At 52.9% G+C, this 13,392-nt stretch carries 11 protein-coding genes; 7 read left to right on the top strand and 4 right to left on the bottom strand.

Features of this window, described 5'->3' with window-relative positions:
* Window positions 1-217 precede the first annotated feature (217 nt).
* The 7 genes from TH25_RS15815 (at window position 218) to TH25_RS15785 (ending at window position 8,117) form a co-directional block, all read left to right on the top strand.
* Window positions 218-1,585 carry a DUF4123 domain-containing protein gene (locus TH25_RS15815; RefSeq protein WP_114089322.1) on the top strand — a complete coding sequence of 456 codons (1,368 nt, stop codon included), beginning with the start codon at window positions 218-220 and terminating at the stop codon, window positions 1,583-1,585.
* Window positions 1,586-2,218, top strand: a complete 633-nt coding sequence (locus TH25_RS15810) for a hypothetical protein (protein ID WP_114089321.1) — start codon at window positions 1,586-1,588, stop codon at window positions 2,216-2,218.
* Window positions 2,218-2,847, top strand: a complete 630-nt coding sequence (locus TH25_RS15805; RefSeq protein WP_114089320.1) for a hypothetical protein — start codon at window positions 2,218-2,220, stop codon at window positions 2,845-2,847. Before TH25_RS15810 ends, TH25_RS15805 begins: the two co-directional genes overlap by 1 nt.
* Window positions 2,848-3,373: 526 nt before the next feature.
* Window positions 3,374-4,774, top strand: a complete 1,401-nt coding sequence (gene thrC / locus TH25_RS15800; RefSeq protein WP_114089319.1) for a threonine synthase — start codon at window positions 3,374-3,376, stop codon at window positions 4,772-4,774.
* A 52-nt stretch (window positions 4,775-4,826) separates the two neighbouring features.
* Window positions 4,827-6,086, top strand: a complete 1,260-nt coding sequence (locus tag TH25_RS15795; RefSeq protein ID WP_114089318.1) for a M16 family metallopeptidase — start codon at window positions 4,827-4,829, stop codon at window positions 6,084-6,086.
* 370 nt (window positions 6,087-6,456) lie between these two features.
* Window positions 6,457-7,389, top strand: a complete 933-nt coding sequence (locus TH25_RS15790) for an ROK family protein (protein WP_114089317.1) — start codon at window positions 6,457-6,459, stop codon at window positions 7,387-7,389.
* Between the two features lie 20 nt (window positions 7,390-7,409).
* Window positions 7,410-8,117, top strand: a complete 708-nt coding sequence (locus TH25_RS15785) for a copper homeostasis protein CutC (protein WP_258549186.1) — start codon at window positions 7,410-7,412, stop codon at window positions 8,115-8,117.
* Window positions 8,118-8,180: 63 nt separating this feature from the next.
* Here the strand turns inward: TH25_RS15785 and catB are convergent, their stop codons facing one another.
* From catB to TH25_RS15765, 4 genes are all read right to left on the bottom strand, one after another.
* Complete coding sequence (gene catB, locus TH25_RS15780) at window positions 8,181-8,816, bottom strand: type B chloramphenicol O-acetyltransferase (RefSeq protein WP_114089315.1); 636 nt, start codon at window positions 8,814-8,816, stop codon at window positions 8,181-8,183.
* Window positions 8,817-9,019: 203 nt separating this feature from the next.
* Window positions 9,020-9,763, bottom strand: coding sequence for a M48 family metallopeptidase (locus tag TH25_RS15775; RefSeq protein WP_220151420.1), 744 nt, complete (start codon window positions 9,761-9,763; stop codon window positions 9,020-9,022).
* A gap of 10 nt (window positions 9,764-9,773) precedes the next feature.
* Window positions 9,774-12,770, bottom strand: a complete 2,997-nt coding sequence (locus tag TH25_RS15770) for a type I restriction endonuclease subunit R (RefSeq protein ID WP_114089314.1) — start codon at window positions 12,768-12,770, stop codon at window positions 9,774-9,776.
* A complete protein-coding gene (locus TH25_RS15765) occupies window positions 12,767-13,390 on the bottom strand; it encodes a hypothetical protein (RefSeq protein WP_114089313.1) in 624 nt (207 codons plus the stop codon). The genes TH25_RS15770 and TH25_RS15765 overlap by 4 nt, the downstream gene beginning before the upstream one ends.
* Between the last annotated feature and the right edge of the window lie 2 nt (window positions 13,391-13,392).

Here is a 13,392-nt window from a genome sequence, read left to right as displayed (position 1 = left end):
GCGAATAAGTGGTTCGGCAAGGGCCCATTTGCCGTCTGTTAAACCGTCTGGATATTTCAAATCAACCGGGGTATGCTCGCTATGGTTGTTTCTGGCGCACGTTATGTGATCCTCCGTCTGCCAAGATAATATTAAGGAGGATCAGCACTGCTTATATTGTTCAACTCCTTTTTAAGCGAGCTTCTAGGGAAGATAAGCGTTTGCTGGGTATTTTCGTATGAGTAATTTTGAAGCATGGATTGGTGACTGCCATTTGCGCCAAGTTGACGATGGCGAGTATCGCTGTCAGGTGGCAGTTTGGGCGCAGGATTCCAACAGCTTTCGGACAACTCTTTTAGCCGAAATTGAACGTTTTGGCTATTCAATCTTCTGGCTCGAAGAAGTTCTTCCCGCTTCGCAATATCTTGCCCGTCACAGCGGACAGTACCGCCAGATCGGTGCTCTTGCGAAAGCTGTTCATCCGGGGCACACCGTCGAGCTCGGGCCAATGCAGTGCATGGTGACCGAAGATGCCAGAGAACCGGCACGCTATTTGTTTATTGAGGAGATTGAGGGCGTCGAACCGCTTGACCTGCAATTTGGCGTTTATCCGCGCAAAACCGTGCCGGACGTGCTTATCGAGCCGATCTTTGGGCAATCGGTTCCAGGGGTAGCGGAGATCGCGCATTACGGCAGCGCTGATGCTGTTCCCTCGATGAAAACCTACGCAATTGTAAATGCTGATAGATTCCAGTGGCGTTCCAGTGAAATAGAGTTCTGCGGTTTGCCTCATCGCTGCTTGTTTCAGGGAAAAGCAGCGCAAGAACGCAAGGATGAAGCCCCCTATCTTATTGAATTATCTCAAGACGTTGACTTTACTCGCCGCCTGTTTACTCATGACATAACAATGCCACCCGATATGGAAAGTGCCCATCTGTGGCAGTTAGAGGCCTGCATGCTGGTTAGATCCAGAGCGTCTTTGGATGAAGTCTGGCATCATTTTCGCAGGTTCACTCGATTTCAGGGAGATAATGGCAAGTGGTTCCACTTCCGCTTTTGGGAACCATCTATTTTCATCGCGTATTGGAAGCATTTCGCGACATCATATGCTCGGGTTGCGCGTTTTTACTGCTCCAGGGATTTTACACAGATCTATCAGATTTACTTCATTCATGCGGGTATTTTGACGCATTTTGTGCCGAAGGTTGAAGATCTGAAAATCTCCCAGGAAAAAGTCACATCCTTTGCATTGACAGCCGAAGATCATGCGTTTTTCCAATCTTTTATAGATGAGCGTTTCAAAAACAGAGTTAAGGCACGTTTGCTCAAGAAAATGGAGAATGCTCCGGACGACAAAAAACAGCAGATTCCGCGAACCGTAGAGATGGCTTTCAAATATATTCAAGAGCGTAATGCTGGCTCACTGATTGATGCAGATGATTGTTTCACGCTGTCTTTTCTTGCAATTTTATGGGGGAATGCGACGGATGCTATTTTGAAGGGACAGCTTATGGATGATCCCTTGTTGCTGATTGGTTTGAGAATTGCATTCGCCAAATCATCTTATTTCGAAACTCTGAACAACATACCAAAAGGAAAAATATAAATGGTTGCACCTGCTGCTGCAGCCCCTGTTGCCGGGGTATATATTGTCGGAGCTGCGCTTTTGGCTGGAGCTGCATGGCTTTCTACGCCAGCAGGACGAAGAGCTTCGCAAACTTTGGGTGAAGCTATGTACGAAGGTGGAGCTGCCGCTGTTGATGAGGTCAAGGATGTGGGTCGGGCCGCGATGGATGTCTTCACGGATGAGAAGGATGATACAAAGGCCGTTCCCCAAACAAATACCAATGATGTGACACAGCGGTGTGACGGGCCGCACAGGGGAAGATTACAGGTGCAGGGGTATTCACCGCGTGTTGACCCATATCCCATTGAATTGTCATGGCCATGGATGCGAGAGTGTATTCCTCCACTTAGACCAGAAGGTTTAGCGGCTGTTTCCAACCTATTTCTGGAAACACAAAGTGTTAACTACAGATCTGCTGGCCTGAGAGGAAAAGCGTTTTCTGCTATGTCAAAGCATATCAGTAGCGTTTCTTCAGATGGTTTTCGGGCAGGTTATAGAAAAGGGTTTGGGATAACACCCGAAGGGAAACTCAGGCCCAATATCGTCGCTGGGAAAAATGCTCCTCGTGTTGATTTGGAAGTACATGCCGGGCGTGCATTTGGAGATGTATAATGATACTTGATGAGTTCACTTCAGTTCCTGATTTTCCCTTTGAAAGATATTTTGAAAGCGTAAATCAGCACATATCGGCGACGCAATATTGGCTTCGCGTTTTGCGATCAGTACCAGGTTTTGTGGAAAGTGATTGGAAGCCAAGAGTACGTCCCATCGAACTTGAAGACGATATGTATCTTGGAAAGGTCGTTGATATTATCTCTCTCAAGTTAAAAAAAGAAATAAACCTGCAAACTTACAGCGTTCTTGGGGACGCCAATATGCTCATGAAGGAAAATCAACCTATTTCCGAAGAAGAGTATGCTGAGCAGAAAAATTTGTTTGGCCCCAATTTCATGCTCGAGGACGATGCGCTATCTGGCATAACCTATGAAGAAGCGCTCCAAGAGGCAAAGGCAAATTCCGTTACAAAACCTGTGATGATTTGGGTTGAGAAAGGAATACACTGGGAAGTTGCGCCTGATCTTTCTGAAGGAGGATATGAAGTTCCTATTGAACGACTTATTCTTACATCAGAAATTTCCAGACGAGCTGAACCGAAAGCCATCCAAGCTCTTGAGCTCTTCTTGCGCCCCGGTTCGGCCATGGAGCGTGTGAACAGCGCGTTTTCTCCGGGTCCAGAGTAGTGTTTATTGTTTGAATCGCTCCTTTTTTAGTGTCCGGGTCTGGAAATTGGCTCTGTTTAGGTTTTGATTTCGTTGACGAGATTTCGAACTTCAGAGAGCCTCTTCCAAAATGTTCATGAATTGAAGTAAAGCTTTGTAGCGCGTCTTGCGAACATGCGGATGTTTGAGATGAAAGTTTATTTGCCTTCCGTCAATTCTCCTAGATATCATCAAATTGATCCGGCTATTCCCACTCCGGGCGATATCGGACCATGCCATCTGATCACCTGCTCTCCTGGAAAATAAGGGAGAAGCATAACTCGCTGATATTGGTAAAACTTCTTGCATGTATTGTTTAAATTCTTTTCATGTGGGCTTTAAGGTTTTTGCCAATGCAGGCCTCCTGCCCGCTATTCATCCTTGACTATGGCGGGGGAAGTCCGCACTAACTCGATATTCTGTGGAAATGGTGATGCTGCCGCCAACCTGATAAGACGTGGCGCGTCCCGTTGCCTGATGACCGTATGTTTGTATCAGGAGCATTCAAGTGCGTTATATCAGCACGCGGGGTAGTGCCCCCGTCTTGCAATTCGATGATGTTCTTCTGGCGGGCCTGGCCCGTGATGGCGGGCTTTATGTGCCCGAAACCTGGCCGCACTTTACGGCAGACGAGATCAAATCGTTCCGCGGCATGAGCTACGCCGAAGTCGCCTTTGCCGTAATCAAACCGTTTGTGACGGGCGGAACTGTTGATGATGATGCGCTGAAAACCATTCTTGATGAAACCTATGCCGGTTTTAATCACACCGCCGTTGCCCCGCTCAAGCAGCTTGATGGCAATGACTGGGTGATGGAACTGTTCCACGGTCCGACCCTGGCATTCAAGGATTATGCCCTTCAGGTGGTCGGTCGTCTGTTTGATCATGTGCTGGCAAAGCGCGGTCAGCGTATTACCATTGTCGGTGCAACCTCGGGCGATACCGGCTCTGCCGCGATTGAGGCCTGCCGGGATCGTGAAAATGTCGATATTTTCATCCTGCACCCGGCCGGTCGTGTGTCCGAAGTTCAGCGCCGCCAGATGACCACGGTGATTGCCGATAACGTCCATAACCTTGCGGTCGATGGCTCGTTTGATGATTGCCAGGATCTGGTGAAGGCGCTGTTTAATGATCACGCCTTCCGCGATGAAATCGGCCTCTCTGCGGTCAATTCCATTAACTGGGCGCGCATCATGTGCCAGATCGCCTATTATTTCTGGGCCGGTGTGCAGCTTGGCGCGCCGGATCGCGAAGTCTCTTTCTCGGTCCCGTCGGGTAATTTCGGCAATGTCTATGCCGGTTATGCCGCCCTGCAAATGGGCCTGCCGATCAAACAGTTTGTGGTTGGGTCCAATTCCAACGACATTCTGGCGCGCTTCTTTGACAAGGGTGTGATGAAAATGGATGGGGTTCACCCCACCATCAGCCCGTCGATGGATATTCAGGTCAGCAGCAATTTTGAACGCCTGTTATTTGATCTGTATGATCGCGATGGTGCCGCCATTGTCGATCTGATGACCGAATTTCGTAAAACCGGCCTTATGGAAATGTCGCAGGGCCAGTTTGCCAAGGCGCGCGAACATTTTGACGGTTACCGCCTGGATGACGCGCAGACCCGTGCGGCGATCCTGGATGTGTACCAGAAAACCGGCGAACTGGTTGACCCGCATTCCGTGATTGGCATCGCAGCCGGGCGGGCGTGCAACCGGGACCGTTCGGTTCCCATGATTGCCCTGGCAACCGCACATCCGGCAAAGTTCCCCGATGCGGTCAAACAGGCCAGCGGCGTTTACCCGGACTTGCCCGAACGCCTGTCCGATCTATATGAGCGACCAGAGAAAGTTGAACCCATGTCCAACGATGCCGATGCCCTGATGGCGCATGTTCGGAAAAACCGGCGTGCGGCCTGATACCGGGCGGATGGTGACATGGGTCGTATTGTTTAAACAGGAGAATATCTGAATGACAGTCGAGCTGACCGAGCTTGACAATGGCATGATTGTCGCCACGGACCGCCTGGAACATGTGCAGTCGGTGGCCCTGGGGGCGTGGGTGGATGTCGGGGCGCGGAATGAAACGCCCGAAATCAATGGCATTTCCCATATGCTCGAACACATGGCATTCAAGGGAACACGCAAGCGCACCGCCCTTCAGATTTCCGAGGAAATCGAAGCCGTCGGCGGGCAGATGAATGCCTATACCTCGCGGGAAAATACCGCCTATTACTGCAAGGTGCTGCGCGAAGACCAGGCGCTGGCAATTGATGTGATTGCCGACATCCTGCAAAATTCGACGCTGGATGAAAAAGAACTGGAACGCGAACGCCAGGTGATCCTGCAGGAAATCGGCCAGGCGAATGATACGCCTGACGATATCGTGTTTGATTATTTTCAGGAAACAGCGCTGCCGAACCAGGCACTGGGCCGCTCCATTCTGGGCAGCCCGGAAAATGTTTCCAGCCTGTCGCGCGATGACCTGTTTGATTTCATGTCACGCCGCTACAGCGCCAAACGCATGGTGTTTTCGGCATCGGGCAATGTGAACCATAACGAAGTGGTCGATATGGTCGCAACCAAATTCACCAATTTGCCGACCCACGAAGACCACGACATGGAAAAGCTGCGCTACGAAGGGGGCCAGCGCATCGAAAATCGCGACCTTGAACAGGCCCATGTCATTTTTGGCCTGCCCACGGTTCCCTATGCCGATGATGCCTTCTATGACGTGCAGGTATTCAACATGTTGCTGGGCGGGGGCATGTCCTCGCGCCTGTTCCAGGAGATCCGTGAAAAACGCGGGCTGGTCTATTCGGTTTACAGCTTCTCGTCGCATTATGTCGATGGCGGCCTGTTTTCGATCTATGCCGGCACCGGGCCAGATGACCTTGGCGAGCTTATGCCCGTCATGTGTGACGAGCTGAAACGCGCCACCGTCGATTTGACGGAGGAAGAAGTTAACCGGGCGCGGGCGCAGCTTAAGGCAATGGTTGTGATGGGCATGGAAAGCAATTCGGCCCGCTGCGAAACGCTCGCCCGGCAAATCCAGGTGCATGGCGGCCCGCAGACCATTCCTGAAATCATGGAAAAGATCGAAGCGGTCGACCTCAAACGCGTTATTGCCGCAGGCGAAGCCCTGATTTCCGGCAAACCCACCGTCACCGCCCTTGGCCCCGTCGCCAGGATGCCGGAATACGACACGCTGGTGGACCGGCTCCGCGCCTGATCCGACTTTGATTTATCAAAATGTGTAAAAGGCGGCTATGTGTTGATAGTCGCCTTTTTTGTGTTTGCAGATCATTCGATCTGCACCAAACACAGCGATAAAACGGCTTTTTTTGAAATAGTGCCTTGTCTGCAAAGGGCGAAATGCGGGAAGATGGCGGAGCGTTCTGTTTGGGTGCGCATTCTTTCTGTCATCCCTCCCGGTCGGATATCTTGCCCCGTTCATGTTTTGGTGTGCCCTTTGCCAAAGTCGCCTGTTTGGCGCTGTGTGAGAGGGTAATTCTGGCTGGAACCCGGGCGGTTTGGGCGGGAAATTCCCTTCGATGATTGCAGTTGGTCCGGCATGGTTCGGGATCGCAAGGCAAGGTTCAATGAAATACGCATTTGATATTGGCGGCACAAAAATAGAATTTGGCGTTATTGACGATCAGGGCGACATCCTGCACCGGCAAAAGGTCCCCACTCCGCTTGAGAACCGCGATGATTTTACCGGCGTGATTGCCGGGCTGGTGGCAGAAGCGGATGCCCGATTTGCGGGGTGTGATGCGGATGCTGACACACCGCCGCCGCCGGTTGGCATCAGCTTTGCCGGGGGGCTGGCCCCGGAAACCGGGGCTGTGATTTCGGCCAATATCCCGCCAATCAAGGGCTGGCCCATCGCACGTGGCCTTGGCGATATTTTAAAGTGCGCCGTGCGGGTGGAAAACGATGCCGATTGTTTTGCCCTGGCCGAGGCCCGCCTTGGGGCCGGGCAGGGCAGCCGCACGGTTTTTGCCATTATCCTCGGCACCGGTGTGGGCGGTGGTGTTGTTGTCGATGGGCAGTTTATTGGCGGGCGCAGCGGCATACGCGGCGAATGGGGGCATGGCAATGATATTTCCGGCCCCCTGATGCGCCACGGCATCAAGCCGCGCCAGTGCGGCTGTGGCGGGGCATCCTGCCTGGACCCGTGGGGCGGCGCACGCGGGCTGGAGCGTATTCATGCTGCCCTGCATGGCAAGGATTTGCCAAGTCAGGAGATTACGGCCGCCTGGCGGGCGGGCAATGGCGATGCCCTTAAAACCATTGATGTTTTTGTTGATCTGGTTGCCGGGCAATTGCGCCTGATGGTCAATGTGCTGGACCCGGATATTGTGCCGGTGGGGGGCGGGCTTGCCGCCGAACAGGGCCTGATCGCCCGGATTGACGCCGCCGTGCGGGCCAATGTGCTGGGCCGATATGACCATGCCCTGGTGGTGCCGGGGCAGTTTTTTGCCGATGGCGGCCTGCGCGGGGCGGCCCTGCTGCATGATGTGCCGGCCTGAAAAATGAAGGGAATAGTCCTGTGACCCGTATCAGTCATATGACACTGGAAGTCTGTGTTGAAAGTTTTGAGGACGCACTGATTGCGGCTGAAAATGGCGCAGACCGGATTGAATATTGTTCGGCCCTGGCGGTGGGTGGTTTAACGCCGACACCGGGCGCACTGGCGCGGATGCGCGATATTCCGGTGCCGTGTTTTGCCATGATCCGCCCGCGACCAGGCGATTTTGTGTATAGTGCTGGCGAACTGGAAACCATGACCCGCGAAATCGCCCTGGCCCGCGATGCCGGGGCGCAAGGGGTGGTTTTTGGTGCCTGCAAGGCCGATGGCAGCCTGGATGGTGAGGCCCTGAAATTGCTGTGTGATGCCGCAGGTGGCCTGGCAAAAACGCTCCATCGCGCCTTTGATATCACACCGGATGCCTTCGCCGCGCTGGAAACTGCAGTGGAGCTGGGCTTTGACCGCATCCTGACATCGGGCCAGCAACCAACCGCCGAGGAAGGCTGTACCCTGATTGCCGATCTGATCGCCAGGGCGGGTGGGCGCATCATCATCCTGCCTGGCAGTGGCGTGACGGCGGCCAATGCCAGCACGTTGCGGGCCAAAACCGGGGCGTCGCAGCTTCATGCCTCGTGCAAGAAAATTGCCGGGGCAGGCGCGGGCGAAGAAGGCCGCGTTGCCACCGATGCCAAAGCGGTGCGTGCGCTGCGCCGGGCGATGGATCACTGATTTCACTGATGAAAGACGCCCGCTCCTGTCGGGGAGGCGCGGAGCGGGCGCACAGAGCTGCCGTTATGCCTGGCGGATATTTTCGGCCCAATAATGATAAAGCCCGTCCACATCGCCGCTGGTCAGAAGCGGCATGGCGCGGGCCAGGGCATTCTCGTCCCAATGCCACCATTGCATTTCCAGCAATTGGGCAATGTGCCGTTCGTCAAACCGTTTGCGCATGGGTTTTGCCGGGTTGCCGCCGATAATGGCATAGGGGTCGACATCGCGGGTGACAAGGGCGCGGGTGCCAATAATCGCCCCGTCGCCCACTTTAATGCCAGGCATGATGATGGCTTCCGAGCCAATCCAGACATCGTTGCCAATCACGGTATCGCCTGCGGGTTCATACCCGTTGGCCGCCTCGGCAAAGGCCGGAACTTCCGCCATCCAGTAAAAGGGAAAGGTGCTGATCCAGTCATGGCGGTGGCCCTGATTGCCCGCCATGATAAAGGCCGCGCCCGAGCCGATCGAGCAGAAACTGCCAATGATCAGGCGGTCCACCCCGTCATCGGGCAAAAGGTAGCGGGCGCAATCCTCGAAACGGTGGCCGTGATAATAGCCGGAATAATAGCTGTAGCGACCGACGATGATATTCGGGTTGGAAATTTGACGGTCCAGGGTTTCGCCGCGAAACGGGCTTGCGAAATAGTTGGTCATGATAGGCTTTTCTCTGAATAAAGGCTGTTTTTGCACAAGACAACAGGGCGCGATGGCAAAGCACATCACGCGCCCGCCCCGGCACAAAAGCCAGGGCACTATTCAGATGGTTCGGTCCGCAGATTTCATGGAAAAGCCTGTTATGACTGCACTTTATGTTGTCAGGTCAGCATAAAAAGATAGCAGGATTCTGTCCAGCCGCTTTAGCGTGTTTCGACCCGGTTGATTGCCAGCATATGCGCGTTTTGATCCAGCCAGGTTTTGCGGGCCGAATAATCGGGCAGGATCGAGCCCACCAGATTCCAGAAGGGTTTATCGTGGTTGCGGTGGCGCAGATGGCAAAGTTCATGCACCACGGCATATTCCAGCACGGCTTTGGGCGCAAAGATCAGATGCCAGTTGATATGAATACGATCATCATTGCCGCAACTGCCCCACAGGTGCTTTTGGTCCTTGATATGCCAGGATTTGGGAACAAGGCCGTATTTGGGGCCATAATGGCGAATGAAGTCGCCTACATCCTGTCGCAACCGCTTTTTAAGCCACAGGCGCAAGGCATCCTCGATCAGCATATCCTGCGACTGTGCAGCGGCCGAGGCGGGATATTCAATATAAAAGCCATTGCGGTAGGAGATATGGACAAGGCTGTCATCGGTGGAAACCACCTTGAGCCGCATCATGCGCCCGCGAAACGGTATTTTCGCCCCGCTAACAAAGCGCGAAATGGAGGGCGCATTTTCCGCGATATTGCGCATTTTGCGGGTTTGTTCAAAAATCCAGCGTCGCCGCCGTTCTATCGCCTGGTCAATTTGCGCATCGGTGGCGTGAGGCGGCACAACCACCTCGACAAAATCAGGCGTGACGGTAATGCGCGCCTTTTCGCTGCTGCCGGTCCGTTTTAGCGCATAGGGTATTTCAGTATTACCAATGATCAGGCTGCGCATCATCGTTACATCGTTACTTTGCAAAAGCTTTAAGCGCGAATTCTTCGACGTCCTCGGAAACAAGTTTAAGGCTGCCAAAGCCCATTGCATGAAGCTTCTGGCGGACCTGCTGGCGCAGGGTTTTGCGAAGCTCCGTTTTTTCGTGCCAATGGGGCGGCGTTTGGGCATAAATGCCTTCCATAAACACCGCCAGTTCCACCAGATCCCCGGCGGAAATATCGTCGGGTTGATAGCTTTCAAGAACCTTCATGATGCCATAGGCCGCCTGTGACATGGCTGTGTCTTCATGGGCCTTCGATTCCGCCTCAAGGTCGCGCGCAAGGTCTTCGGCCATTCTCAGTTTATCGGCCCAGGAAAACTGCGCATCATCCATTTTCTCCAGCAGTTCCTTTAACCGCTGCGAGAATTTGCCGTATTGATGCGGATTATCATCCAGCTTTTCATAAACGGTTTTGCGAAGCTCCGTCCCCTTGCGGATCGCGGCGGTCTTAATGTCGCTTTCCGGTTTGTCTTCCATCTCGAAATCCTGCCAGAAATCCGGGTCGGTAATGCCGCGCAATTTTACCGTGACACTCAGGCCCGTGGCATCAAGATGCTCTTCAAGCATTTGACGGATCTTCTGGCTGTATTCGCGATGGTCAAGGGCTTCCTTTTTATCAATCGCCTGGGTGGCATATTGTAAAAAATTTGCGATCCATTTCAGGTCCTTGGTGTAATCCAGCACCGATTTATCGGGGCTTAGGGCGGCATAAAGGGAAATAAATTCCCGCGCGCAGGTGCGATAGGTCAGCCACTGGTCTTCTGCCTTGAGCATTTCGACAAAGGCATCATATTCGGCCTTTATATCGCCGGTATTGCGCTTTAGGCCCTTCATCATTTTCAGCACGGTGGCATGGGCGGTATGCAGTTGCGAGCGCAGGTTATCAAGGTCCTGCATCGCGTTTTGCACATCGTCGGCACGATAGGATGACAGCGCATTATCCAGATTTTGCGACACACCGATATAATCGACAATCAGGCCATATTCCTTGTTGGCATCTGCAACCCGGTTGGTGCGCGCAATGGCCTGAAGCAGCGTGTGCTCCTTAAGCGGTTTATCAAGATACATCACCGATTCAATCGGCGCGTCAAACCCGGTCAGAAGCTTGTCACAGACAATCAGAAAATCCGGGTTTTGTCCTTTTTTGCCAAAGGCCTGCTTCACGGCGGTTTCGGCATCGCGGTCTAGAAAATACGTCTCCAGCCCCTCGCGCAATTTAACAATATGCGCATCTTCCGATGGTTTGTTGTCTTCCTGAGATTTTGAATAAACACAGGCCGATTTTAACGTAGCCTGCTTTTGCGCATCTTCGGGCGATAATCCTTGCGAGATCAAATCCTCGGCAATCACCCGGTCCAGCGCGCGTTTATATAAAATCACCGCCTCGCGGTCGATGGCCACGATTTGCGCCTTAAACCCGTCCGGCGCAGCATGTTCCCTGAAATGGGTCCAGATGTCATAGGCAATCAAATCCACCCGTTTCGGATGCTTGACCAGATCGGCAAAGCTGACACCGCGTTTTTTAAGCTCTTCAAGCTTGTCATCGGGCAGGTCGGCAAACCATTGATCAAACAGAATGTCGATCTTGGCCTCGTCAATATGCCAGTCGGTTTTGCGCCCGGTATAATAAATCGGCACCGTTGCGCCATCTGCCACGGCATCGTCAATGCCGTATTTGTCCAGATACCCCTCGCCAACAATGCCAAAGTTTTTATAGGTGTCCTTGTCGGATTTTTTAATCGGCGTGCCGGTAAAGCCAAAAAAGCGCGCATCGGGCAGGGTTACGCGCAAATAGGCGCCCAAATCCTTTTCCTGGGTGCGGTGGCATTCATCCACCATCACAATCCAGTTCTGCGAATGGGCAACAGGCTTTTTCGATCCCTGAAATTTGAAAATCGTCGAAAGGGCGGTAATGCCGTCAATGCCGCTGCCAATCAGCTTGTGCAGTTCGTCCACTTTCTCCACTCGTACCGGGTTGGGCAGGCCGCAGGCCTGAAACGTCCCGCTGATCTGGTCATCCAGGTCAACCCGGTCGGTCAGCACCATCAGGTTGGGGTTTGCCAGCTCTGGCGAGGCTTCGGTCAAATGGGTTTTCAGCTTCAGGGCGGCAAACACCATCGTCAGTGATTTGCCCGACCCCTGCGTATGCCAGACCAGCCCCTTGCGATGGGTGTTTTCAACCACCCGTTCGACAATTTTATTGACCGCGCGAAACTGCTGATAGCGGCACATCTTCTTGATTTTGCCGACATCGGCCTTCTCGAACACAATAAAATGGGCAATTAAATCCAGCAGGCGCGCGGGCGACAGCAGGCACCATAACCCCTTGTCCAGCTTATTGGTAAAATCGCCTTCCGGGCGCGGCCACGGGTCGCCCCACGATCCATAAAATCGCGACGGGCTGCCGGTGGTGCCATACAGGCAATTGGTGCCATCGGTCAGAATGTTAAAACAATTGGCAAAAAACAGCCGGGGAATATCGCGCTCATATTGTTTGATCTGCTCAAACGCTTCACCGGTTTTGTCCTTGGCATTGATCGGCGATTTCGCCTCGATCACCACCACGGGAATACCATTGATATAAACCACAATATCAGGAATACGCGACTTTTCCGCCTTCACATAAAGCTGGTTGGTCACAGCAAAATGGTTGTTTTCCGGGTGCAAAAAATCAATGACGCGGATGGTCTTGTGTTCGGCCTGACCCTGCACCTTGCGGCTGTAATCGCCGCGCAAAATATGCAGCCATTCCTCATTGTCGTTCTTGCCAACCAGTTCGACATAGGCCGCTTGGGCATCTTCATTAGACAGGCCGTTCAGGCGCCTGATCGCATCAACCAGATGGGGGCGGAATAGAACCTGGTTTTCGCCATCGCGCAGGGCTTCGTGTTCCGCCTTGGTCACGAATGTATAGCCCATATCCTCCAAGGTTTGGATCGTCGGCTTTTCGGCTAGTTGCCATTCACTCATACCCAAAGCCCAACTAACTCAAGAAATTTCTTGCAAACTTCTGTTGGTTCTCCAGCAACGTTCCCTCCTCCGTAGGTTGCGTGTGCCTTCAGCAAGCCGAAGGATGCGAGGTAAAGTCGCCGCGCATTTTCGGTTTCAGAAAAACCCGTCCACCGTTTTGCCTTTTCTTCATCGGTAGCGTTCGGGTGATCTCGAAACCACGTAAGCTCGTCCCAAAGCCTTATAATATCGTCATCGCCTAACTGTGTTAAAAGCCTTAAGTAATACTGCGATTCACTATGTTCACGGTTATTATTCAAACCGTCTGCTACCAAAGATTGGATGTATTTTTTTCGCTTTTCAGACACTGCTCTGGCGGATTGCCATAGGCCTTCTTCAAATAGGTCAAGCCCTTCAGGCCTTTCCAAGGCGAGTTTAAGCTTGAGTTCATCAATCTGATCTTGGAGATAACGGAGATATGTTTCTACCCGTTCCGCGCGAATATTGGGAATGGTCTTGTTCAGAACGGTTTGAATAGTTGGACCAATAACTGGGATCGCTCCGAAGCCGCTGGCGACAATCTCAAACGCGGTCGTTTCTGGAATATCGCCAAGTGGTGGGTGTTGGCTTTTTTTAGACATCT

The organism is Thalassospira profundimaris, from assembly GCF_003326755.1.
Lineage (GTDB): Bacteria > Pseudomonadota > Alphaproteobacteria > Rhodospirillales > Thalassospiraceae > Thalassospira > Thalassospira profundimaris_B.
Note: the sequence above shows the minus strand (reverse complement) of the source record. Positions and strands in the feature narration are given on the sequence as shown.

What these genes read in the sequence shown, in the direction of transcription:
- TH25_RS15815 (WP_114089322.1), top strand. Translation starts at nt 218, where the DNA reads ATGAGTAATTTTGAAGCATGGATTGGTGACTGCCATTTGCGCCAAGTT.
- TH25_RS15810 (WP_114089321.1), top strand. Translation starts at nt 1,586, where the DNA reads ATGGTTGCACCTGCTGCTGCAGCCCCTGTTGCCGGGGTATATATTGTC.
- TH25_RS15805 (WP_114089320.1), top strand. Translation starts at nt 2,218, where the DNA reads ATGATACTTGATGAGTTCACTTCAGTTCCTGATTTTCCCTTTGAAAGA.
- TH25_RS15795 (WP_114089318.1), top strand. Translation starts at nt 4,827, where the DNA reads ATGACAGTCGAGCTGACCGAGCTTGACAATGGCATGATTGTCGCCACG.
- TH25_RS15790 (WP_114089317.1), top strand. Translation starts at nt 6,457, where the DNA reads ATGAAATACGCATTTGATATTGGCGGCACAAAAATAGAATTTGGCGTT.
- catB (WP_114089315.1), bottom strand. Translation starts at nt 8,816, where the DNA reads ATGACCAACTATTTCGCAAGCCCGTTTCGCGGCGAAACCCTGGACCGT.
- TH25_RS15775 (WP_220151420.1), bottom strand. Translation starts at nt 9,763, where the DNA reads ATGATGCGCAGCCTGATCATTGGTAATACTGAAATACCCTATGCGCTA.
- TH25_RS15770 (WP_114089314.1), bottom strand. Translation starts at nt 12,770, where the DNA reads ATGAGTGAATGGCAACTAGCCGAAAAGCCGACGATCCAAACCTTGGAG.
- TH25_RS15765 (WP_114089313.1), bottom strand. Translation starts at nt 13,390, where the DNA reads ATGTCTAAAAAAAGCCAACACCCACCACTTGGCGATATTCCAGAAACG.